The organism is Saccharopolyspora mangrovi (assembly GCF_035320975.1).
Taxonomy (GTDB): Bacteria; Actinomycetota; Actinomycetes; order Mycobacteriales; family Pseudonocardiaceae; genus Saccharopolyspora; species Saccharopolyspora mangrovi.
In genome coordinates, this window is record NZ_JAWLNX010000011.1 from 127,427 (window position 1) to 148,260 (window position 20,834).

Below are 20,834 nucleotides of genomic sequence, written 5' to 3' on the forward strand. Positions count from 1 at the left end.
TCGGTCAGAACTCGAAGCCGCCGGGTTTGCCGTAGCGGTCGGCGATGAGGCCGGCCAGGGTCGCGATGGCGATCTCCGGGGGTGTGCGGGAGCCGATGTTGAGGCCGATGGGCCGGTGGACCCGCTCGATCTGGGAGTCGTCCACCCCGAGATCGCGCAGCGCCTGGACGTGCGGGCCCTCGTGGCGCGGGTTGCCCATGACGCCGATCCAGCGCGCCTCGTGCTGCAGGGCGTCGCGCAGCACCGGACCGAGCTCGTCCCGGTGGTGGTCGGTGACGACCACGTCGGTGCCCGGGCTCAGCTCCGGCACCTTCGCGAGGGCGTCCAGGCCCGCGGCCCGTTCGGGGTCGGGTTCGACGAGCAGCGTCGTGTAACCGAGGTCCCGGCCGTAGCGCAGCAGGTGCTCGGCGACCGGCGAGGCGAAGACCGCCACCAGCGCTCGTTGCCCGGTTTCGGCTGACACGTCACCGTGCGCGACGGCGCACGCGGCATCCTCGGTCATGCGCCAAGCATGCCAGCCGCGCCCAGGCCGGGACCACTCCCGCTACAGCCGCGTGGCCGTGGCCAACCAGGCGGGCACGTCGACCTGCTCGCCGTCGGCGACGCCGAAGACCTGCGCGTGCTCGCCGCGCGCGATGCCCCGGTAGGTGCTCGGGCGGACTCGCTCCAGCCGCCAGCCCTCGGCGAACACGCGCGGGAACACCGACTCGGCGACCACCGGGCCGAGGGCGGGTTCGACGTCGGCCAGCGCGAGCACGTGCACCGCAGCACCCGGCCTGCACACCCCGTGCAGGCTGCGCGCGTAGCGGTGCTGGTCCTCCTCGCCGAAGACGTGGAACAGGGCGCTGTCGACCACCGTGTCGTAGGGCCCGCCGGCCAGCGCGAGCGCGTCGGCGACCGCGAAACGCGCCGGGACGTCGCGTGCGGCGGCGTTGGCCTGGGCGAGTTCGATCGCGTGCGGGGCGGAGTCCACGCCCAGCACGTCGTAGCCGAGTTCGGTCAGCAGGATCGTGTGCTCACCGGTGCCGCAGCCAGGGTCGAGCACCGCTCCCCCGATCTCACCGCCGCGTTCGAGCTCGACGATCGCCTGCTGCGGCGCGCCGATCACCCACGGTGCGGTCCCCGCCACGTACGCCTCGTCGAATACTGAGCGATCCACAGACGTTCCCATCAGGTGTCCCCTTCATCAGAGCCGGTCACCACCACCCTCCAACTTCGAGCTAACTAGAGGTCAACAAGATCTTGGCGACGACCGGGACGTGACGCGCACCACTCCGCGATCAACTTGGAATTACGGCCGGGCCACTTATGTTGGTTGATAGTGACAGACTCAAGTAGATGGCGGCGAAGCAGTGCAAGACCGCCACGAGGAGGTAAGTAATGGCGACGTTCTTCGGACCGGTCGGTGGCCCGTTCGACGAGTACTTCGCGCGCTTCTTCGGGGCCGACGACGCCACGGCCGGCTCGCGCCGCGTCGACATCACCGAGCTGATGACCGAGCAGGCGCAGCAGCTGGTGGGCGAGGCCGCGAAGTTCGCCCGCGACCGCGGGCAGAGCAGCCTCGACGCCCTGCACCTGCTGTGGTCGGCCGCCAAGCAGGAGCCGACCCGGGCGCAGCTCGGCCAGCTCGGCGTGGACACCGAGTCCTTCGCCAAGCAGGTCGAGAGCCACCTGCCCGCCGCCGGCGGCCCGGTCGACGACGAGTCCGTGTCGCTGACGCTGGCCGCGCGCACGGCGCTGGCCGACGCCCACCGGGTGGCTCGCGCGCTGGGTTCGACCTACATCAGTCCGCAGCACGTGCTGCTGGCGCTGTCGGCCAACCCCGAGACCGAGGCCGGACGCCTGCTGGGCACGGCCGGCGCGGGTCCCGAGGCGCTGCGCGCCGCCGGTCAGCGCCCCGCACCGCAGCAGACGCCCCAGTCCAGCCCGAGCGGCGAGACGCCGACGCTGGACGAGTACGGCCGCGACCTCACCGAGACGGCCCGCGAAGGCGGCCTGGACCCGGTGATCGGCCGCGCCGACGAGATCGAGCAGACGATCGAGATCCTGTCGCGGCGCACCAAGAACAACCCGGTGCTGGTCGGTGAGGCCGGTGTCGGCAAGACCGCGATCGTGGAGGGCCTGGCCCAGCGCATCGCCTCCGGTGACGTGCCCGAGGTGCTCACCGGCAAGCGGGTCGTGCAGCTGGACCTCTCGGCGATGCTGTCCGGCACCCGCTACCGAGGTGACTTCGAGGAGCGGATGACCAAGGTCATCGACGAGATCTCCGAGCACAGCGGTGAGCTGATCGTGTTCATCGACGAGCTGCACACCGTCGTCGGCGCCGGTGGCGCCGAGGGCGCGATGGACGCGGGCAACATGCTCAAGCCGCGGCTGGCGCGCGGGGACCTGCACGTCGTCGGTGCCACCACGCTCGACGAGTACCGCAAGAACATCGAGAAGGACCCGGCCCTGGAGCGCCGCTTCCAGCCGGTCCAGGTGCCCGAGCCGAGCGTGGCCGACACGATCACCATCCTGCAGGGGCTGCAGGAGCAGTACGAGGAGCACCACAAGGTGAGCTACACCGAGGAGGCCGTTCAGGCCGCCGCGAAGCTCTCCGACCAGTACATCAACGACCGCTTCCTGCCCGACAAGGCGATCGACCTGATCGACCAGGCCGGTGCCCGCAAGCGGCTGAACTCCGGCGTCGCCGACGACACCGAGCTGCGCGAGCGGGTCGAGCGGCTGGAGCAGCAGAAGAACGAGGCGGTCGCCACCGAGGACTACGAGCGGGCCTCCGCGCTGCGCGATGAGATCACCAGCGCGCAGGCGCGGCTGGAGCAGGGCGGTTCGGGCGTGCTGGAGGTCGGCGCGGCCGACATCGCCGAGGTCGTCTCGCGTGCCACCGGCGTGCCGGTGTCGCGGCTGACCGCCGAGGAGAAGGTCCGGCTGCAGAGCCTGGAGTCGGAGCTGCACCAGCGGGTCGTCGGCCAGGACGACGCGGTGCGGGCGCTGGCCCGCGCGGTGCGCCGCTCTCGCAGCGGCCTGGGCGACCCGACCCGGCCGGTGGGCAGCTTCCTGTTCCTGGGCCCGACCGGTGTCGGCAAGACCGAGCTGGCCAAGGCGCTGGCGGAGTCGCTGTTCGGCGACGAGCAGCGGATGATCCGGCTGGACATGAGCGAGTTCCAGGAGCGGCACACGGCCAGCCGCCTGGTCGGCGCCCCGCCCGGCTACGTCGGGCACGGCGAGGCCGGTGAGCTGACAGAGGCCGTGCGGCGCAACCCGTACTCGGTGGTGCTGCTCGACGAGATCGAGAAGGCGCACCCGGACGTGTTCAACACCCTGCTGCAGGTCCTCGACGACGGCCGGCTGACCGACGGTCAGGGCCGCACGGTGGACTTCAGCAACACGGTGCTGATCATGACCAGCAACCTGGCTTCGGAGGTCGTCTCCAGCGCGGGCGGCAAGATCGGCTTCACCGCCGGCAGCCCCACCCAGGACCTGGAGGAGCGGGTCATGCCCAAGCTCAAGGACGCCTTCCGGCCGGAGTTCCTCAACCGGATCAACGAGATCGTGGTGTTCAAGCGCCTCGACGGCGAACAGCTGCACACCATCACGCGTGCGCTGCTGGCGACCACCACGAAGCGGCTGGCCGACATGGGCGTCGAGGTCGTCTTCGACGACGACGCGGTGGCCTGGGTCGCCGACCGCGGCTACCAGCCCGAGTTCGGTGCGCGGCCGCTGCGCCGGGCCATCGAACGCGAGGTCGACGACCGGATCAGCGACCTGATCCTGGACGGCCGTCTCACCGAGGGCACCCGGCTGCGGGTCGGCACCCGCGACGGCGGTCTGGACTTCCAGGTGGAGGCTCCGGTCGCCGCGTGAGGCCGCGAGAGGAGGCGGGCACCCGCGGGTGCCCGCCTCTACTCGTGCCGGGGAGAATCCGCGACGTGTCGGACCGCATCGCCGTCTACGGGACCCTGCAGCACGGGTCGAGCGCGTGGCACCTGCTGGAACCGCTGGTCACCGGCCCGTTCGAGCGGGTTGGGCTGCCCGGGACCCTCTACGACACGGGCCGGGGTTACCCGGCCCTGCGCTTGGGCGGGGACGGCCGGGTGCCCGCCCAGGTGTTCCGCCTCCGCGACCCCGACCGCGCCTGGGTGGTGCTGGACGACTACGAAGGCCCCGAGTACGAACGTCGTCTCGTCACCACCGCGGGCGAGCCCTGCTGGGTCTACACCTGGCCGGGCCCGGTCCACGACCTCCGTCCCCTCCCCCACGGCTGGCCACCCGGATGAGCCGGCGGCGGCTCGTCGTGCGAAACGCGCTTTCCCTGGTCACGAGGTTGCGGGTTGCCGTGCGCGTCGCCTGGATTGACCCTTCACAGCACGTTCCAACGTTGCGATACTTGTTCAACCAGGCGGTACTACCCGGTGGAGGTGGGCCATGCTCCCCAGGGACGAACGGCGCCGCCTGCGAGAGATCGAGCAGCAGCTCGTCGACGAGGACCCTCGGCTCGCGCGCAGGCTGAGCCAGACCAGCACGCTCGGCTACCTGCGGGCCCGCGTCTCGGTTCGGATGGCGGTGGCCGCTTGCGCCGGCGTGCTGGCGATCACCTGCCTGTTCCTCAACGAGGGCGCGGCCGCGCTGACGTCGGCGGCGCTGACGGGACTCCTGCTGATCTCCCGCACCTGGCGGATCGAACTGCTCTGATCATCCACTGTGGCCGGTTCATCCCGTTCCGACCCGGAAATGCCCTGTGCCCGAGTGGTTTGCGACCGGGTGCCCCCAACACACCGGTGGTGTGTTGGTTTGGTGCGCCACCACGATCGCGGGGAGAATCGGCGCCGGATTCGAGAGCTCTGGTTGGGAGTGTGTGATGACGACTGCCGCTTTCCTGGGCACCGGGACGATGGGCGCGCCGATGGTGCGCAACCTGGCCGCCGCCGGGTTCGACCTGCGGGTGTGGAACCGCACGCCCAGCCGGGCCGAGCCGCTGGCCGACACCGGCGCGGTCGTCGTCGACTCCCCAGCCGAGGCCGCTCAGGGCGCCGACGTGCTGGTCACGATGCTGCTCGACGCCGATTCCACGGTCACCGCCGGTCGCGAGGCCGCCGCCGCGCTGAACTCGGGCGGGGTGTGGGTGCAGATGGGCACCATCGGCCTGCCGGGCACCGAAGCGGTGTGCGCGGCGGCGGCCGAGATCGGCGGGGTCACCGTGGTGGACGCCCCGGTGCTGGGCACGAAGCTGCCCGCCGAGAAGGGCGAGCTGGTGGTGCTGGCAGCCGGCGCACCCGAGGTGCGCGGGCGCGTGCAGCCGCTGTTCGACGCGGTCGGCTCCCGCACCCAGTGGGTCGGTGAGGACCCGTCGCAGGCCGGTGGTTCGAGGCTGAAGCTGGTGGCCAACAACTGGGTGCTGACGCTGACCAACGCCGTGGGCGAGTCGATCGCGCTGGCCGAGGACCTGGGTGTGGACCCGTCGGACTTCCTGGGCGCCATCAAGGGCACCGCGACCGACTCCGCCTACGCGCACCTGAAGGGCGCGGCGATCATCAGCGGCGACTACGCACCGGCGTTCACCCTCAGCGCGGCCGCCAAGGACGCCGGTCTGGTGTCCCAGGCGGCCAGCGACGCGGTGCGGCTGGACCTGGCCGAGGCGGTCAGGGCGCGGTTCGCCCGAGCCCTGACCGCCGGTCACGCCGACAAGGACATGGCCGCGGTGTACTACGCGTCCAAGCGCTGACTCACTGCGCGCGACGTTCCGCGTCGACGGCGAAGGAGCCCTCGCCGCGGATGTCGCGGGAGGATTCGCCGACGTAGACGCGGTAGTCGCCCGCGGCGACGGTCCAGCCTCCGCCCAGCTCGTCCCAGTAGGCCAGCGCGCGGTCGGTGAGGGTGAACTCCACCGAGGCCGCGCCACCTGGCTCGAGGGTCAGCTTGGTGAAGCCCTTGAGCTGGCGCGGCGGCTGCGGCACGTCCTCGCGCGGCGAGGGCAGTCCGAGGTAGAGCTGCGGCACGGCGTGCCCGGTGCGCGGGCCGGTGTTGGTGACCACGACGCTCACCTTCTTCCCGGAGACCTCCAGGCCGGAGTAGTTGAAGGAGGTGTAGGACAAGCCGTGCCCGAACGGGAAGGCCGGTTCGATCTCCTGGGCGTCGTAGTGGCGGTAGCCGACGAAGACGCCTTCGGTGAAGTGCACGTCCAGGCCCTCGCCCGGGTAGCGGGCGGCATCGCCCGCGGTGGGCGTGTCGTCATCGCTGTCGGGGAAGGTCAGCGGTAGCCGGCCGCCCGGGTCGACGTCGCCGAACAGCACCCTGGCGATCGCGGTTCCCGCGTTCGCGCCCGGGTACCAGGCCTCCAGCAGCGCCCGCGTGCGGTAGCGCCACGGGGTGCGCACGGGGCCACCGGTTTCCAGCACGACCACGGTGTTGGCGTTGGCCCCCAGCGCGGCCTCGATGATCGCGTCCTGGTCGGCCAGCGGGTTGCCCAGCGCGGGTGGCGGGAACTGCGCGACGCCGGAGTCCAGGTCGAGGTTCGGCTTGTCCAGGAATTCCGACATCATGTCGGAGACGACGACCACGGCGATGTCGGCGTTGCGAGCGGCTTCGGCCGCGGCGTCCGGGGTCTTGCCGGGCTCGTGGACGACGGTGATGCCCGCCTCGGCGCCGCGCTGCTGGATGCCCTGCAGCGGGGACACGAAGCTGTACGGCGTCGTCGACGAGGAGCCGCCGCCCTGGACGAACTTCTCGGCGGCCTCGCCGATCACCGCGATGGTCTTGCCGCGCAGCGCGACCGGGTCCAGCGGCAGCAGCCCGTCGTTGCGCAGCAGCGTCATGCCCTGCTCGGCGACGTGGCCTGCGGTGTCGAGGTGGGCTCGCTTGTCGATCTGGCTGTCGTCGTTCGGGTATTCGGGACGGTCGAAGATGCCGCTGGCGAACATCGTGCGCAGGATGCGGCGGGCGTGTTCGTCCACATCGGACGTCGCGGCCTGGCCGAACGCCAGCGCGGTGCGGATCGCGGCGGGCGAGTACACCAGCGCGGGCCACGGTTCGAAGTCCATGCCGTTGGCCAGCGAGTTCCCGGTGGAGTGCATCGCGGCGTAGTCGGCGATGGTGTAGCCGGTGAAACCCCACTCGTGCTTGAGCACGTCGTTGAGCAGCCACTGGTGCTCGCAGGCGTACTGCCCGCCGACGCGGTTGTAGGAGCCCATCACCGCGCCGACGCCGGCTTCGCGGACGGCTGCTTCGAACGGCGGCAGGTAGATCTCGCGCAGGGTGCGCTCGTCGACGACGGCGTTGTAGAGCATCCGCGAGCCGACCACTCCCAGGACGCCTTCCTGGGTGTAGGCGGCGAAGTGCTTGACGCACACCACCACTCCCTCGGAGTGGGCACCCGCCGCCCAGCTGACACCGATGCGCGAAGAGAGGTAGGGGTCCTCGCCGAAGCCCTCGAAGGCGCGGCCGGAGGTCGGGATCCGCAGCACGTCGACGGTCGGGCCGAACACGACGTCGTTGCCCTTGCAGCGCACCTCGTTGGCGACGGTGGCGCCGTAGGTCTTGGCCAGTTCCGGGTCGAAGGAGGCCGCCAGCGAGACCCCGGAGGGCATCGAGGTACCGCTGCCCTGCCGGGATCCGACCGGTCCGTCGCCGTAGTAGACCGTCGGGACGCCGAGCCGTTCTACGCCGTGGCCGGTCCCGGTGTGCCCGGAACCGGCCGCACCGGCCAGGTCGTCACCGCCGAGCAGCGAGATCTTCTCGTCCAGGGTCATCTCGCGGAGCACCAGCGCCGCTCGTTCGTCGGGCGACAGGCCGGGGTCGCACCAGGCGTGCTCGCCGCAGCGTCCCGGCACGGCCGCTGCCGCCACCCCCGTGGGCAGGACGCTGGCCAATCCGGCCAGTCCGGCGGCGGTCATCAGGGTCCGACGATTCACTCGCTGCATCTGGCGCAGGGCTCCTCTCACTCCGTACGTCGTACGATTTCACCCAGTTTCCGCCAGAGAACGGCGTGGATCATCCTCCATACGCAGGCAGCTGAATGGTCCGATCGCGACGGCCAACGCCGCGCGACCAGGCGGAGCGGGGCGCCGGGGCTTTGGGCTCTGCCCCGCCGCGCCGGGCAGGCGCACCGTGGAACCCTCCCGCTGATGCGATCGCCACGGGAGCACACACCCAGGGAGTTCGCGATGACGGTCTCACCCGATCAGCAGCTGATGCGCTACCAGGCCCAGGCGCGTTCACCCGTGACCGCGTACCTGATGCTCGCCGTGTTCGGCGTGCTCGGGGTGCACCGGTTCTACGTCGACCGCGAAGGCACCGGCATCGCCCAGTTGGTGCTCACCCTCACGCTCGTCGGCTTGCCCGTGACGCTGGTGTGGGTCTTGGTCGACGCGTTCCTCCTGCACCGGTACATCACCGAGTGGAACCTCGATCTGGTCCAGCGGCTCAGCACCGCCGAACAGCCCCTGAACGTCTAGGAGTTCCGCGAGGCGGCGCCGAACGCGGTCAAGCGTTGCCTCCGATGCGCGGCCATGCGGACCGGGGCGTTGGCCACGCCGTAGCCCGCGTAGCCGTCGATGCGCTGGACGAGCTCGAGGAACACCCGGGAACCGAACAGCTCGGTGAACAGGTGCAGGAACTCGCCGTCGGAGTCGCGGTCGTAGAGCACCGAGCAGCGCCGCAGCGAGCCCAGCAGCTCCAGATCGAGGCCGAAGCGGGCGTCGAGGTCGTCGTAGTAGTTGTCGGGGATGGGCAGCACCGGAGCCGCTGAGGCGCGCAGCTTCTCGGCCATCGCGAGCACGTCGGTGCAGGTGAAGGCGATGTGCTGGGGGTCGCGGACGGCCGGCGCCCACTCGCCGCGCCGCACCAGGGTGCCGTTGAGGGCGATGCGCACCGAGCGGGTGGCGTCGACCATGCCGCGGTTGCGGACCATGCCGAACGGCGCGGCGTACTCGGTGACCTCCTCCGGTTCCAGCCCGAGCACCGAGCGGCAGAACAGCGCGGCCTCGTCGAAGTGGTCGAACGGCTGGGTCAGCGACACGTGGTCGATGCCGGTGATCAGCCCTTCCCCGGCTGTCGCGGTGTCGCGGAAGTCGGAGAGCCAGCCGTCGGGCGCACCGGTGTCGCAGAAGAACACGCCGGTGCCGTCGGGCGCGGCGACCGACGCCAGGCCCGCTTCCTGCGGACCGCGCTCGCGCGGCAGGATCGGCGAGCTCATCGCCTCGGCTCGCCGGGCCGAGCGCAGCGGGTCGGAGCTCTCCACCGCCAGCGCGCCGATCTCGGCGGTGTCCGCGGCCGACGCCGAGGCGTTGATCAGCACCCGCGCGCCGCCCTGCTCCCAGCGCCGCACCGGTTTGCTGCGGTGCTCGCCGGTCTCGGCGAAGCCCAGCGCGGCGAGCCCGTCGGACAGCCCGGTGGCGGTGGCCGGGTCGGCGAGGAGTTCGGCGAAGGCGTACCCGTCCAGGTCGGGGGCCGGGTCGGCGACCGGGATGCCGAGCTGTTCCTCCAGCAGCCGCAGCGAGCGCATCGCGTCCACGGCGGCGGGTTTCGGGTCGGCCTGCCGGAAGACGTCGTTGAACACCTCCAGCGACAGCGGCCCGGTGTAGCCGGCTTCGAGGACGTTGCCCGCGAAGGTCTTGAGGTCGAACGAGCCCTGGCCGGGGAACAGCCGGTGGTGGCGGCTCCACTGCAGCACGTCCATGTCCAGCTTCGGCGCGTCGGCGAGCTGCAGGTAGAACAGCTTCTCGCCGGGGATGGTGCGGATCAGCGCGGGATCGCCGTCTCGGGAGAGCACGTGGAAGGAGTCCAGGCACAGCCCCAACGCGGGGTGGTCGGCGCGGCGCACGATCCGCCACGAGTGCTCGTAGGTGTTGACGAACCGTCCCCAGGCCAGCGCCTCGTAGGCCACCCGCATGCCGCGCGCCTCGGCGCGGTCGGCGAGCACCCGCAGCTGCTCGGCGGCCAGTTCGTCGTCGTCGACGGCCTCCGGGGACACCGTCGAGCACACCAGCACCAGGTCGGTGCCCAGCTGCTCCATGACGTCGAACTTGCGCTCGGCTCGGCGCAGGTTCTCCCGCAGCCGCGCGGGCGGGACGGCTTCGAAGTCGCGGAACGGCTGGTAGAGGTCGACCGACAGGCCCAGGTCGCGGCAGTAGCGGCCGATGTCGGCGGGCGAAGCCGCGGAGGCAATCAGGTCGTTCTCGAAGATCTCCACACCGTCGAAACCGGCCGCTGCGGCGGCGGCGAGCTTGTCCTCCAAGGTCCCCGACAGGCAGACCGTGGCGATGGACCGTCGTGGCTCAGACATGCGCTCCCTCCAGTTCGGCGAAGTGCCGCAGCATCCGCTCGGCGTCCGGTTCCAGGCCGGTGAACAGGCGGAATGCGTCCACGGCTTGGAAGACCGCCATACCACCACCGTCGAGCACCTGGCAGCCGCTGCGGCGCGCGGTGTCGACGAGTTCGGTGGTCAGCGGCCGGTAGACGACGTCGGCGACCCACAGCTCCGGGCGCAGCAGCGCGGCGGGCACCGGAAGTCCCGGGTGGGCGGCCATGCCGGTCGGCGTGGCGTGCACCAGGCCGTCCGCCTTCTCCAGCTCTTCGGCGAGGTCGCCGCCGACGACGGCGCGCTCCGGCAGGGAGCCGGCCAGCGCGGCGGCGCGACTGGAGTCGACGTCGACGATCCGGACCTCTGCGGCGCCCAGGCCCAGCAGCGCGTGCCCGACCGCCGCCCCGGCACCTCCGGCGCCGAGCAGCAGCACCCGGTCCAGGGCGGCGCCGGGAAGCCCGCGCTGGAAGCTGCGGGCGAACCCGGAGTGGTCGGTGTTGTGCCCGATGGCGCGGCCGCCGTCGAAGACGACGGTGTTCACCGCACCCAGCGCCGCCGCGTCGGGGTCGACCTCGTCGAGGTGCTCGAGCACGAGCTGCTTGCAGGGGTGGGTGATGTTCAGCCCCCGGTAGCCCTCGGCACGAGCTCGGGACAGCACCTCGCCCACGGCGGTCGGCGGTTCGCCGAGCTCGTCGAGGTCCCACCGCCGGTAGCGGTAGTCCAGGCCGAGCTCGGCGGCCTCCCGCTCGTGCAACGCCGGGCTCAGCGACGGGCCGATGCCCGATCCGATGAGCCCCACCAGGTAGCCGTGGTGCACTCCGCACTCCCCATTAAGTAACGAACTAGCTAGTTAATAGTAGGCACAAGAGCCGCTCGCCGGGAAGAGCCCGTGCATTAGAGTGACCCTGAAGTGCAACAACCGCAGGGGAGCATCGTGGCCGCACCGACGTCCGACACCGGAGCGATCAAGCAGCGCGACGCCGACCGGACCCGCGCCGAGATCCTGCGGGTGGCCACCGAGGAGTTCGCCGACAAGGGCTACGCAGGCGCCCGGGTGGACGAGATCGCGGCCCGCACCAGCACCACCAAGCGGATGATCTACTACTACTTCTCCGGCAAGGAGCAGCTCTACCTGGCCGCGCTGGAGAACGCCTACTCGGTCATCCGCGGCCTGGAGAGCCAGGTCGACGTCGACGCGCTCGAACCCGCCGAGGCGATCCGCAAGCTGGCCGAGCTGACCTTCGACCACCACGAGTCGCACCCGGACTTCCTGCGGCTGGTCAGCATCGAGAACATCCACCGCGCCGAGCACTTGACCAAGTCCGAGCTGCTGCCCGGCCTGGCCGGCCCTGCGGTGGAGGTGCTCGACGGGGTTCTGCGGCGCGGACGCGAGAGCGGGCAGTTCCGCGACGACGTCGACGCGCTGGACGTGCACATGATGATCAGCTCGTTCTGCGTGTTCCGCACCGCCAACCGCTACACGTTCCAGGCGATCTTCCAGCGCGACCTGCTCGACCCGAAGCGCCGCGACCACTACCGGCGAATGCTCGGCGACATGGTGCTCGACTTCCTGTCACGAGACTGAAACGCACCCTTGACACGCGTTCGCGGGCGCTTCACAGTCTTGAGAACTAACTAGATGGTTCATAAGTCACCGCGCAACGGTGCACGGACTTCCTGGAGCTGACAGTGACCGACGGCCAAAGAGCCCACCTGGGCAAGCCGCGCAAGGCCGCGATCGCCGCGTGGATCGGAAGCGCGCTCGAGTACTACGACTTCTTCATCTACGGCACCGCCGCTGCGCTGGTGTTCAACAAGATCTTCTTCCCCACCTCCGACCCCGCGACCGGCACCCTGCTGGCGCTGGCGTCCTTCGGCGTGGGCTACCTGGCGCGGCCGATCGGCGCGTTCATCCTCGGCCACGTCGGTGACGCCTTCGGCCGCAAGCGCGTGCTGGTGTTCACCGTGCTGCTGATGGGGATCTCCACGGTCCTGGTCGGCTGCCTGCCCACCTACGACCAGATCGGCCTGGCCGCGCCCGCGCTGCTGGTCGCACTCCGCCTGCTGCAAGGCTTTTCAGCCGCCGGCGAGCAGGCCGGGGCGAACTCGATGTCGCTGGAGCACGCGCCGGCGAACCGGCGGGCGTACTACACCAGCTTCACCCTCAGCGGCACCCAGGCCGGGCAGATCCTGGCCACGGCGGTGTTCCTGCCGGTGGCAGCGCTGCCGGAGGAGCACCTGGTCAGCTGGGGCTGGCGGGTCCCGTTCTGGCTCAGCGCGGTCGTGGTCGTCGTCGGCCTGGTGATCCGCAGCAAGCTCGACGAGACCCCGGTGTTCGTCGAGGAGGTCGCCGAGACCAAGCGCGAGAAGACGCCCCTGCTGCCGCTGTTCCGCGACCACTGGGCCGGGGTGCTGCGCGTGATCGTCGCCTCGGTGATCGCCGCGGTGAGCACGATCTTCACCGTCTACGCGCTCAGCTACGCGGTGAACACCGTGGGGCTGGCCAAGACCCCGATGCTGTGGGTGGGCGTGCTGGCCAACGTCGTCGCGCTGGCGGCGATCCCGCTGTTCGCGGCCTTGTCCGACCGGATCGGCCGCAAGCCGGTGTTCATCGGCGGCTCGGCCGGGTGCGCGGTGCTGATGTTCGGGTACCTGTGGTCGCTGTCGACCGGCAGCTGGGCGCTGATCTTCACCTTCGGCATCCTGCTGTTCGGCGTGGTCTACAGCGCCACCAACGGGATCTGGCCGGCCTTCTACGGCGAGATGTTCCCGGCGAAGGTCCGGCTGTCGGGCATGGCCGTGGGCACCCAGATCGGTTTCGCGCTGGCCGGGTTCTCCCCCAGCATCGCCGAGGTCATCGGCGGTGGGCGTGAAGGCTGGGTCTACGTCGCGCTGTTCACCGCCGGCCTGTGCGCGCTGAACATCATCGCCGTGGCCTCCGCCCGCGAGACCCACGAGGTCCCGACCCCGGAGCTGGGGCAGTCCAAGACCCCGGCAACGGTCTGATCTCGACCTCCTCCCCCTGACGACCCCGATTTCGGCGGAGATCCCCACCGGGCCTCCGCCGAGGTCGGGGTCGTCGGCGTCTCCGGCGCCTTCACAACGTGGCACGCCATTCCGCGATGTGGGAGCTACGTCTCGATCGTTGACCTCCGCACGGGGTGCTGCGAGCATCCGTTGCGTGTTCACCCGGAACGCCTTCTCCTGGCGCCTGCACGTCGATCTGCGACGGCAGGCCAGCTCCATCTATCCGGTCCCGTAGGGACTTTCGGGCTTCCTGACTTCCCTTCCATGCCCGCCCCGCACCAACCTCCTTGATGCCGGGACGGTTTCAGCCGCAACCGGCCACCCCCTTCGCGCGTACTCGGTGACGTCGTCATCCGGGCGATTCGTCGTGCCTTGCAGATGGAGTGAAACGTCTTGCGTCGTCGTGATTTTCTGTCGTTGGCCGCAGCCGGTTCGGCCGCCGGACTGCTCGCCGCGTGCTCGGGAGGCCGCGGGAGCGACGCCGCTTCCGCGCCGGTACCGCCACCGGTCCCGGCCGATCAGCTGGCCGGGGTGACCCTGCGGGTCGGTGACCAGAAGGGGGCGTCCCAGTCGCTGCTGCGCTCGGCCGGGCTGGACGACTTCCCGTACCAGGTCCAGTGGGCCACCTTCACCTCCGGACCGCCGCTGCTGGAGGCGCTGTCGGCCGACGCCATCGACATCGGCGGCACCGGCAACACTCCCCCGCTGTTCGCCGCGGCGGCCGGAGCCGACATCAAGATCGTCGCGGCCTCGCAGGGCAACGTGGCCAGCGACGCGCTTGTCGTCCTGCCCCACTCCCCGCTGCAGTCCCGCGACCAGCTGCGCGGCCGCAAGATCGCGGTCGCCAAGGGCAGCTCCGCGCACGGCCAGATCCTGCAGACCCTCGCAGCGGTGGGCCTCACGCCCGACGACGTCGAGCTCGTCTTCCTGCAGCCCGCCGACGCGCTCGGCGCCTTCAAGCAGGGATCGGTGGACGCCTGGGCGATCTGGGACCCCTACTTCGCGCAGATCCAGCTCGAGTCCGGCGCCCGGGTGATCGCCGACGGGCGGCGCGGCGGCGCCAACGGATACAGCTTCCAGGCCGCGAGCACCGCCGCGCTGGCCGACGCCAAGCGCAACTCCGCGATCGCCGACTACCTGACCCGGCTGGCCCGGGCCAACCGCTTCGCCGACGCCAACCGGGAGAAGCGGGCCCAGGCGTGGTCGCAGGACACCGGGCTGCCGATCGAGGTGACCCGCAAGGCCACCGAACTGGGTCCGGACCTGCCCGTCCGGCTCGACGACGCGGTCATCCGCTCGGAGCAGGAGCTGGCCGACGCCTTCGTCGCCGCGAAGGAGATCCCGCGCCGGTTCACCTTCGCCGACTTCGTCGACAACCGATTCGCCGCCCAGCTCGCGACCGCCTGAGGAATCCCATGCCCATCACCACCCACTGGTTCCTGCCCACCCACGGCGACGGCAGGTCCGTCGTGGACCGCCCGCACACCACGCCGACCGGTGCCGACACACCGCGCCGCCCCGACATCGACTACCTCGCGCAGGTCGCCCAGGCCGTCGAGCACCTCGGGTTCACCGGGATGCTCACGCCGACCGGCAGCTGGTGCCAGGACGCCTGGATCACCACCGCCGCCCTGCTGGCGCGCACCAAGCGGATCAAGTTCCTGGTCGCCTTCCGGCCCGGTTCGCTGTCGCCGACGCTGGCCGCGCAGCTGGCCAGCACCTACCAGAAGGTCTCCGACGGGCGGCTGCTGCTCAACATCGTCACCGGTGGCGAGTCGACCGAGCAGCAGCGCTACGGCGACTGGCTCGACCACGACGAGCGCTACGCGCGCACCGACGAATTCTTAGCGATCTTGCGCGGCATCTTCGCCGGCGAGCCCTTCGACTTCGACGGCGAGCACTACAGCGTGCGCGGGGCGACGTCCTTCGAGGCGCCGGAACCCGCGCCGCCGCTGTACTTCGGCGGATCGTCGGAAGCCGCGCTGCCGGTGGCCGCCCGTCGTGCCGACGTGCACCTGACCTGGGGCGAACCGCCGGCCGCGGTGGGCCGCAAGGTGCAGCGGCTGCGGGAGCTGGCCGCCGAGGAGGGCCGCGAGCTGCGGTTCGGCCTGCGCGCGCACGTCATCACCCGCGACAGCAGCGCCGACGCCTGGGGCACCGCGCAGCGGTTCCTGGAGCAGATGGATCCGGCCGACGTGGCCGCGTCCCAAGCCAAGATCGCCAAGACCGAGGCCGTCGGCCAGCAGAAGATCGCCGAGCTGCACGGTGGCGTGCTGCCCGGCGAGGCCCGCGACCTGGAGGTCCACCCGGGACTGTGGGCGGGCGTCGGGCTGCTGCGGGGCGGAGCCGGAACCGCGCTGGTGGGCAGCCACTCCGAGGTCGCCGACCTCATCGAGGAGTACCACTCGGTGGGCATCAAGGAGTTCGTGCTCTCGGGCTACCCGCACCTGGAGGAGTCCTACTGGTTCGGCGAGGGCGTGCACCCGGAACTGGCCCGGCGGGGCTTGCGCGCCGCGCCTCCGCCCGGTGCCGCGCGCGAGCTGGAGCCCGCACCGCACTGAGGGCCCGCGGGGCAGTTCCGGGCGAAATGGACCTCGATCACGGTCGGTTCGGGACGGAACCTGCCCTGGACGCGCGAAACGACCCCGGCCGAAGCGCGGCCGGGGTCGTTCTCAGCTGTTCAGTAGCGGTTGCCGCCGGGAGCGCCGGGACGCTGCGGCGGACGGCCACCGGGAGCTCCGGGACGACCCGGTCCCGGCGGCTGCGCGCCCGGACGACCGGCGCCCGGGGGCGGACCGGCGGGTGGGTTGCCCTGCGGACGCCCCGGATTCGGAGCGCCGGGACGCCCCTGCCCGGGAGGTGCGGGACGGCCGCCCTGGTTCGGCGGGTTGCCCTGCGGACGCCCCTGGTTGGGCGCTCCCGGACGGCCACCGCCGGGCGGCTGAGCACCGGCGGGCTGGGAACCGGCGGGCTGAGCACCCGGCCGTCCCGGACCCGCCGGACGGCCCTGCCCGGCGCCGGGACGAGCCCCGGGGCGAGCGGCGGGCGGCTGAGCGCCCCGCTCGGGACGGGAGGTCTCCGCGCGCGAGGGGCGGTCGAAGTCCAGGTCGAAATCGTCGTCGTCGCGACGCCTGCGGCGGGGCATCTTCAGCGGGGCCTTGCCCGCCTGCTTGCGGCTGTTGATCCACAGGTCGAAGCCGAAGATCACCAGGGCCATGATCAGGAGCATCAGGCCGAGCAGCGGGACTTCCAGGACCAGCGCCACCACCAGCGCGAGCACCAGCATCGTGATGATCGGTACCCACGCGAACGGGTCGATCCGGTTGAGGATCGCGGAGACCCCGCCGGAATCGTCGTGGTCCGCGTCACGTGCCATCGAGACTCTCCAACTTCACTCTGCGCCCGGCCGCGGAAGTGTACCGGAGCTTCACCTCCGGACCCGCGACCGTCACCCGCCCGATGCGGGCCCGATCACGCCTTTTGTACGCCATCACCGACCGGCCAGGCGGACCTGGACCACCCCAGGACTCCACCCCGGCCGGACTCGGCGCGGGACGCGCGCCCGTCTCGCCGCCGCCCGCCGCGCGGACCGGTTCAAGATCATACTCACGCACCGGTTTCCCTTTGTTCACACCGGTGCCGAACACGACCGGGAATGGCAACACCAGCGGTTGACCAGGCACGGCGTCGACGATTGCGCGGCGACCGCGGATCCAGCGGGCTGCGGATACCCTGATTCAGCAGTCCATTATGGAGTAATTACCAAATAGCACGAATTCTGTGAACACCTTGTTGATCATGTGCGACGGCAGCTCGCGACGAGCGGCGATCCTCGCAGTTCGACGCCGCAACACGGAGTTTCACGCCGGACTGAGCATGCTCCAAGATCACTCCGGCGTCTCTGGAGAACCGAGGGCGTGGATACTATTGTGGCCGCCCGCAACTTTCCGGCGGGCAGAAATCCGGAGTCCGAAGTCACATTGATCGGGGCTGCAATGAGCACTGCCGACGAGACGCTCGGCGCGCTGACGAAAAGGCAGTTGGAAAACCTCTGCCGAGTAGCAGGAATAGACCACTCCGAGCCGGCCCGATTGCTCGGCGAGGCCCTCGGCGCGGCCCGCGACCGGCCGCTGGCGAGGCCACCGCTGTGGCCGTCGGACGTCGCCGACGACGCCACGCCGATCGAGTTCTCCGTCCAGGTCGACGACGGCGGCGACCGCCACCTGCGCGTCCTGGCCGAAACGCTGCCCGCCGAGCCCGGTCCGGCCGCCAACCTGCGCGCCGCCCAGGACCTCGTCGCCTCCCTGGCCGAGCGCTACGACCTGCCGCTGGACCGGCTGCGCGCGGTCGAGGACCTGTTCAGCCCGGAAGAACCGGACGGCACGTTCTCCTGGTGGTTCTCCTTCATCTTCGACTCCGCGGGCCCGCCCAGGTTCAAGGTCTACTTCAACCCCGACGTCCGGGGCCCCGAGGAGGCGCCGAAGCTCGTCGAGGAGGCGTTCAACCGGCTCGGTTTGGAAAGCGCCTACCCGACCGTCCTGGACCACGCGAAGCGCCGGGAGTCCGACCGGCTGACGTTCTTCGCGCTCGACCTGGACCGCAGCCCGCAAGCCCGGGTCAAGCTCTACGTCTCGCAGTACGACGCGGGCGTCGAGGAGGTCGAACTGGCCGCCTCCGCGGTGCCCGGCATCGACCGCTACCAGGTCGGCGACTTCTGCCGGCTGCTGGCGCCGGGCACCGAGCGGTTCCCCGGACGGCCCCTGGTGTCGAGCTACTCCTTCGTCGAAGGCGACCGCGAGAAGCCCAGCAACTACAGCATCTACCTGCCGCTGCGCGACTACGTGCCGGACGACTCGGTGGCCCGCCAGCGGGTCCGGCGGCACCTGCGCGACCACCGCATCGACCCGGAGCTGCTCGACGAGGTCATCGGTGCCCTCACCGACCGCGACCTGTCCGCGCAGCCCGGGATGCTCGCCCACGTCTCGCTGCGGCTGAGCCCGGACCGGACCGGCACCACCATCTACGCCTCCTCGGAGGCCTACGGCGGAACCCGCACCTGAGCTAGACCCGTCCACGACCGAGGAGCACCACCCATGCCGCACTTGCGCCCGTACGTCTCCGCCGTCGTGCGCCCGATCCCGATCACCACGCGGGCGCAGCGCGTCGAGGCGCTGGACCGCGCGGGGCACAACCCGTTCAACCTGCCCGCCGACGCGGTGAGCATCGACCTGCTGTCGGACTCCGGGACCGGTGCGGTCTCGACCGATCAGCAGGCCTGGGCGCAGCGCGGCGACGAGCGCTACGCGGGCGCCGAGTCCTTCTACCGCTTCCGAGACGCGCTGCGGGAGGTCGTGCCCTACGAGCACCTGCTGCCGGTGCACCAGGGCCGCGCCGCCGAGCGCGTGCTGTTCTCGGCGCTGCTCGGGGAAGGCCGGATCAGCCTGAGCAACACGCACTTCGACACCACCCGCGCCAACGTGGAGCGGCTCGGTGCGGAGGCCCGCGACCTGCCCGGCCAGGAGCTGTTCGACCTCGACAGCGACCACCCGTTCAAGGGCGACATCGACGTCGAAGCGGTCCGGCAGGTCCTCGACGGGCCGGACGGCGACCGGGTCGGGCAGATCCTGGTGACCATCACCAACAACGGCGGTGGCGGGCAACCGGTGTCGATGGCCAACCTCGACGAGATCAGCGCGCTGGCGCGCGAGCGCGGCGTGCCGCTGATCCTCGACGCCGCGCGGTTCGCCGAGAACGCGTGGCTGGTCGTCCGCCGCGAACCCGGCTACGCGGACAAGACCCCGCTGGAGGTCGCGCGCCAGGCGTTCGCGCTCGCCGACGGCGCGGTGGCCAGCCTGAAGAAGGACGGGTTGTCACCGGAAGGCGCGTTCATCGGCGTCAACGACGCCGAGCTCGCCGACCGGTGCGAGGTCGACGTGATCGCCACCGAGGGCTTCCGCACCTACGGCGGGCTGACCGGCGCGACCCTGGAGCAGCTGGCGCAGGGACTGCGCGAGGTCGTCACGCCGGAGTACCTCGCCGACCGCGAGCACGAGGCCGCCTACCTGGCCGAACGCGCGCACCACGCGGGCGTGGACACGTTCCGCCCGTCCGGCCTGCACGGCGTCTACCTCAACGCCGGCCGGCTGCTGCCGCACCTGACCCCGGCCCAGTTCCCCGGCCACGCGCTGGCCTGCGCGCTCTACCGCGAGGGCGGGATCCGCTGCGCCGAACTGGGTTCGCTGTACCTGGGTGCGCTCGACGAGAACGCCGAACTCACCGAGCCCGCGCCGTTCGAGCTGGTGCGGCTGGCGCTGCCGCGGCGCGTCTACGACCACAGCCACCTGGAGTACGTGGGCGAGGTGCTGGCCCGGATCGCGAAGAACCCTAAGTCGGTGCCCGGCTACCGGATCACCGAGAACCCGCCGATCCTGCGCCACTTCCGCTGCCGGACCGAACCGCTGAGCTAGCCCGCGGGCCCGGGTACCCTCCGACGGGTGCCCGGGTCGGGGTCAGCCGATCTCCGACGGGGCCCGGTCGATGGCGTGGCGGACGAGCGTGACCAGCGCGTTCTTGCACAGCGCCCGGTCTCGGGCGTCGCAGATGACGATCGGCACCTCGGGCGGGATCACCAGCGCGTCGCGCACTTCCTCGGGCTCGTACTCGTAGGTGTCGTCGAAGATGTTGACCGCCACCACGAACGGGATGCCGCGCCGCTCGAAGAAGTCCACCGAGGCGAAGGCGTCCTGCAGCTTGCGCGTGTCGACGAGCACCACGGCGCCGACCGCGCCCAGCGCCAGGTCGTTCCACAGCGGCCAGAACCTGTTCTGGCCGGGGGCGCCGAACAGGTAGAGCACGATCTCGTCGGAGATGGTGATGCGCCCGAAGTCCAGCGCGACGGTGGTGGTCTCCTTGCGGTCCACGCCGCTGAGGTCGTCGATGCCCTCGCTGGCGACGGTCATCTCCTCTTCGGTGGTCAGCGGCGGGAACTCGCTCACCGCGCCGACCATCGTCGTCTTGCCGACGCCGAAACCACCGGCCACGACGAGTTTCACGGGTATCGGGGCCGGATTTCCGGCCTCCTGCCCATCACCCCGGCCGGACTGCACCGGAAGGGACTGATCAGCCCCGGCTTTCGCCTCGGCCACCCTAGAGTCTGCAAAGCCCACGGTACACCTGCTCCAAGATTTCTCGGCTGACTTCGGTACGAGGCGTGCGCACGAAGACGGCACCGTGGTCGAGCAGGTCACCGCACAGAACCCGGACCACGCCCATCGGCTGTCCCAGCGCGACGGCGAGCTCCGCCAGCGACACGGGGCGATGGCACGCCTCCAGGATCGCGCGGTGCTCGGGCGTGAGCTCCAGCCTCGGTGTCTCCGGTCGCGGCTCGACGGTGACCACCTGGGTCGCCGTGTCGAGCCGGTGCTTGTGCTGCCCAGGTGTCCGGCCGCGCGTGATCGTGTACGGCCGGACCATGGGGCCGGCTTCATCGTCGTACCACGCCTCGTCCACT

19 protein-coding genes are annotated in these 20,834 nt (G+C 71.0%); 11 read left to right on the forward strand and 8 right to left on the reverse strand.

Features of this window, described 5'->3' with window-relative positions; translation table 11 throughout:
• Positions 1-4: 4 nt before the first annotated feature.
• A complete protein-coding gene (locus tag R4I43_RS17470) occupies positions 5-502 on the reverse strand; it encodes an XdhC family protein (protein ID WP_324266692.1) in 498 nt (165 codons plus the stop codon).
• Between the two features lie 42 nt (positions 503-544).
• Positions 545-1,159 (reverse strand): class I SAM-dependent methyltransferase, encoded by a 615-nt coding sequence (locus R4I43_RS17475; RefSeq protein ID WP_324266693.1) that lies wholly within the window; start codon positions 1,157-1,159, stop codon positions 545-547.
• Between the two features lie 221 nt (positions 1,160-1,380).
• On the opposite strand from R4I43_RS17475, the gene R4I43_RS17480 reads away from it, so the two are divergent.
• From R4I43_RS17480 to R4I43_RS17495, 4 genes are all read left to right on the forward strand, one after another.
• Complete coding sequence (locus tag R4I43_RS17480; protein WP_324266694.1) at positions 1,381-3,864, forward strand: ATP-dependent Clp protease ATP-binding subunit; 2,484 nt, start codon at positions 1,381-1,383, stop codon at positions 3,862-3,864.
• Between the two features lie 65 nt (positions 3,865-3,929).
• Positions 3,930-4,277, forward strand: a complete 348-nt coding sequence (locus R4I43_RS17485; RefSeq protein WP_324266695.1) for a gamma-glutamylcyclotransferase family protein — start codon at positions 3,930-3,932, stop codon at positions 4,275-4,277.
• Positions 4,278-4,425: 148 nt separating this feature from the next.
• Positions 4,426-4,692 (forward strand): DUF3040 domain-containing protein, encoded by a 267-nt coding sequence (locus R4I43_RS17490; RefSeq protein ID WP_324266696.1) that lies wholly within the window; start codon positions 4,426-4,428, stop codon positions 4,690-4,692.
• Positions 4,693-4,858: 166 nt separating this feature from the next.
• Positions 4,859-5,722 carry an NAD(P)-dependent oxidoreductase gene (locus R4I43_RS17495; protein ID WP_324266697.1) on the forward strand — a complete coding sequence of 288 codons (864 nt, stop codon included), beginning with the start codon at positions 4,859-4,861 and terminating at the stop codon, positions 5,720-5,722.
• Position 5,723: 1 nt separating this feature from the next.
• Here the strand turns inward: R4I43_RS17495 and R4I43_RS17500 are convergent, their stop codons facing one another.
• Positions 5,724-7,916: a beta-glucosidase gene (locus tag R4I43_RS17500; protein WP_324266698.1), complete on the reverse strand. Its 2,193-nt coding sequence runs from the start codon at positions 7,914-7,916 to the stop codon at positions 5,724-5,726.
• A gap of 243 nt (positions 7,917-8,159) precedes the next feature.
• Here R4I43_RS17500 and R4I43_RS17505 point away from each other — a divergent pair, with 243 nt between their 5' ends.
• Entirely contained in the window at positions 8,160-8,450 is a 291-nt protein-coding gene (locus tag R4I43_RS17505; protein ID WP_324266699.1) for a TM2 domain-containing protein, read from the forward strand.
• On the opposite strand, the gene R4I43_RS17510 is transcribed toward R4I43_RS17505, so the two are convergent.
• Positions 8,447-10,279 (reverse strand): bifunctional sugar phosphate isomerase/epimerase/4-hydroxyphenylpyruvate dioxygenase family protein, encoded by a 1,833-nt coding sequence (locus R4I43_RS17510; protein WP_324266700.1) that lies wholly within the window; start codon positions 10,277-10,279, stop codon positions 8,447-8,449. The genes R4I43_RS17505 and R4I43_RS17510 overlap by 4 nt on opposite strands.
• Positions 10,272-11,114, reverse strand: coding sequence for a shikimate dehydrogenase (locus R4I43_RS17515; RefSeq protein WP_324266701.1), 843 nt, complete (start codon positions 11,112-11,114; stop codon positions 10,272-10,274). The genes R4I43_RS17510 and R4I43_RS17515 overlap by 8 nt, the downstream gene beginning before the upstream one ends.
• Before the next feature lie 117 nt (positions 11,115-11,231).
• Here R4I43_RS17515 and R4I43_RS17520 point away from each other — a divergent pair, with 117 nt between their 5' ends.
• The 4 genes from R4I43_RS17520 (at position 11,232) to R4I43_RS17535 (ending at position 15,885) form a co-directional block, all read left to right on the forward strand.
• Positions 11,232-11,882, forward strand: a complete 651-nt coding sequence (locus R4I43_RS17520) for a TetR/AcrR family transcriptional regulator (protein ID WP_324266702.1) — start codon at positions 11,232-11,234, stop codon at positions 11,880-11,882.
• Between the two features lie 104 nt (positions 11,883-11,986).
• Complete coding sequence (locus R4I43_RS17525; protein ID WP_324266703.1) at positions 11,987-13,303, forward strand: MFS transporter; 1,317 nt, start codon at positions 11,987-11,989, stop codon at positions 13,301-13,303.
• 438 nt (positions 13,304-13,741) lie between these two features.
• Positions 13,742-14,731, forward strand: coding sequence for an ABC transporter substrate-binding protein (locus R4I43_RS17530; RefSeq protein WP_324266704.1), 990 nt, complete (start codon positions 13,742-13,744; stop codon positions 14,729-14,731).
• A gap of 8 nt (positions 14,732-14,739) precedes the next feature.
• Positions 14,740-15,885, forward strand: coding sequence for an LLM class flavin-dependent oxidoreductase (locus tag R4I43_RS17535; RefSeq protein ID WP_324266705.1), 1,146 nt, complete (start codon positions 14,740-14,742; stop codon positions 15,883-15,885).
• A gap of 119 nt (positions 15,886-16,004) precedes the next feature.
• Here R4I43_RS17535 and R4I43_RS17540 read toward each other — a convergent pair whose 3' ends face one another.
• Positions 16,005-16,700 carry a hypothetical protein gene (locus tag R4I43_RS17540; RefSeq protein ID WP_324266706.1) on the reverse strand — a complete coding sequence of 232 codons (696 nt, stop codon included), beginning with the start codon at positions 16,698-16,700 and terminating at the stop codon, positions 16,005-16,007.
• A 619-nt stretch (positions 16,701-17,319) separates the two neighbouring features.
• Between R4I43_RS17540 and R4I43_RS17545 the strand changes: the two genes are divergently transcribed.
• Together R4I43_RS17545 and R4I43_RS17550 are read left to right on the forward strand one after the other, a co-directional pair.
• On the forward strand, positions 17,320-18,384 hold the full coding sequence (locus R4I43_RS17545; RefSeq protein ID WP_324266707.1) for a tryptophan dimethylallyltransferase family protein: 1,065 nt from the start codon (positions 17,320-17,322) through the stop codon (positions 18,382-18,384).
• A gap of 33 nt (positions 18,385-18,417) precedes the next feature.
• A complete protein-coding gene (locus R4I43_RS17550; protein ID WP_324266708.1) occupies positions 18,418-19,791 on the forward strand; it encodes a tryptophanase in 1,374 nt (457 codons plus the stop codon).
• Between the two features lie 42 nt (positions 19,792-19,833).
• Here the strand turns inward: R4I43_RS17550 and R4I43_RS17555 are convergent, their stop codons facing one another.
• Entirely contained in the window at positions 19,834-20,430 is a 597-nt protein-coding gene (locus tag R4I43_RS17555; protein WP_324266766.1) for a GTP-binding protein, read from the reverse strand.
• Positions 20,431-20,470: 40 nt separating this feature from the next.
• A complete protein-coding gene (locus tag R4I43_RS17560) occupies positions 20,471-20,833 on the reverse strand; it encodes a DUF742 domain-containing protein (protein ID WP_324266709.1) in 363 nt (120 codons plus the stop codon).
• Between the last annotated feature and the right edge of the window lies 1 nt (position 20,834).

Excerpts from the sequence above, each read along its gene's own strand:
- R4I43_RS17470 (WP_324266692.1), bottom strand. The coding sequence starts at position 502 with ATGACCGAGGATGCCGCGTGCGCCGTCGCGCACGGTGACGTGTCAGCC.
- R4I43_RS17480 (WP_324266694.1), top strand. The coding sequence starts at position 1,381 with ATGGCGACGTTCTTCGGACCGGTCGGTGGCCCGTTCGACGAGTACTTC.
- R4I43_RS17490 (WP_324266696.1), top strand. The coding sequence starts at position 4,426 with ATGCTCCCCAGGGACGAACGGCGCCGCCTGCGAGAGATCGAGCAGCAG.
- R4I43_RS17495 (WP_324266697.1), top strand. The coding sequence starts at position 4,859 with ATGACGACTGCCGCTTTCCTGGGCACCGGGACGATGGGCGCGCCGATG.
- R4I43_RS17500 (WP_324266698.1), bottom strand. The coding sequence starts at position 7,916 with ATGCAGCGAGTGAATCGTCGGACCCTGATGACCGCCGCCGGACTGGCC.
- R4I43_RS17505 (WP_324266699.1), top strand. The coding sequence starts at position 8,160 with ATGACGGTCTCACCCGATCAGCAGCTGATGCGCTACCAGGCCCAGGCG.
- R4I43_RS17510 (WP_324266700.1), bottom strand. The coding sequence starts at position 10,279 with ATGTCTGAGCCACGACGGTCCATCGCCACGGTCTGCCTGTCGGGGACC.
- R4I43_RS17535 (WP_324266705.1), top strand. The coding sequence starts at position 14,740 with ATGCCCATCACCACCCACTGGTTCCTGCCCACCCACGGCGACGGCAGG.
- R4I43_RS17540 (WP_324266706.1), bottom strand. The coding sequence starts at position 16,700 with ATGGCACGTGACGCGGACCACGACGATTCCGGCGGGGTCTCCGCGATC.
- R4I43_RS17545 (WP_324266707.1), top strand. The coding sequence starts at position 17,320 with ATGAGCACTGCCGACGAGACGCTCGGCGCGCTGACGAAAAGGCAGTTG.
- R4I43_RS17550 (WP_324266708.1), top strand. The coding sequence starts at position 18,418 with ATGCCGCACTTGCGCCCGTACGTCTCCGCCGTCGTGCGCCCGATCCCG.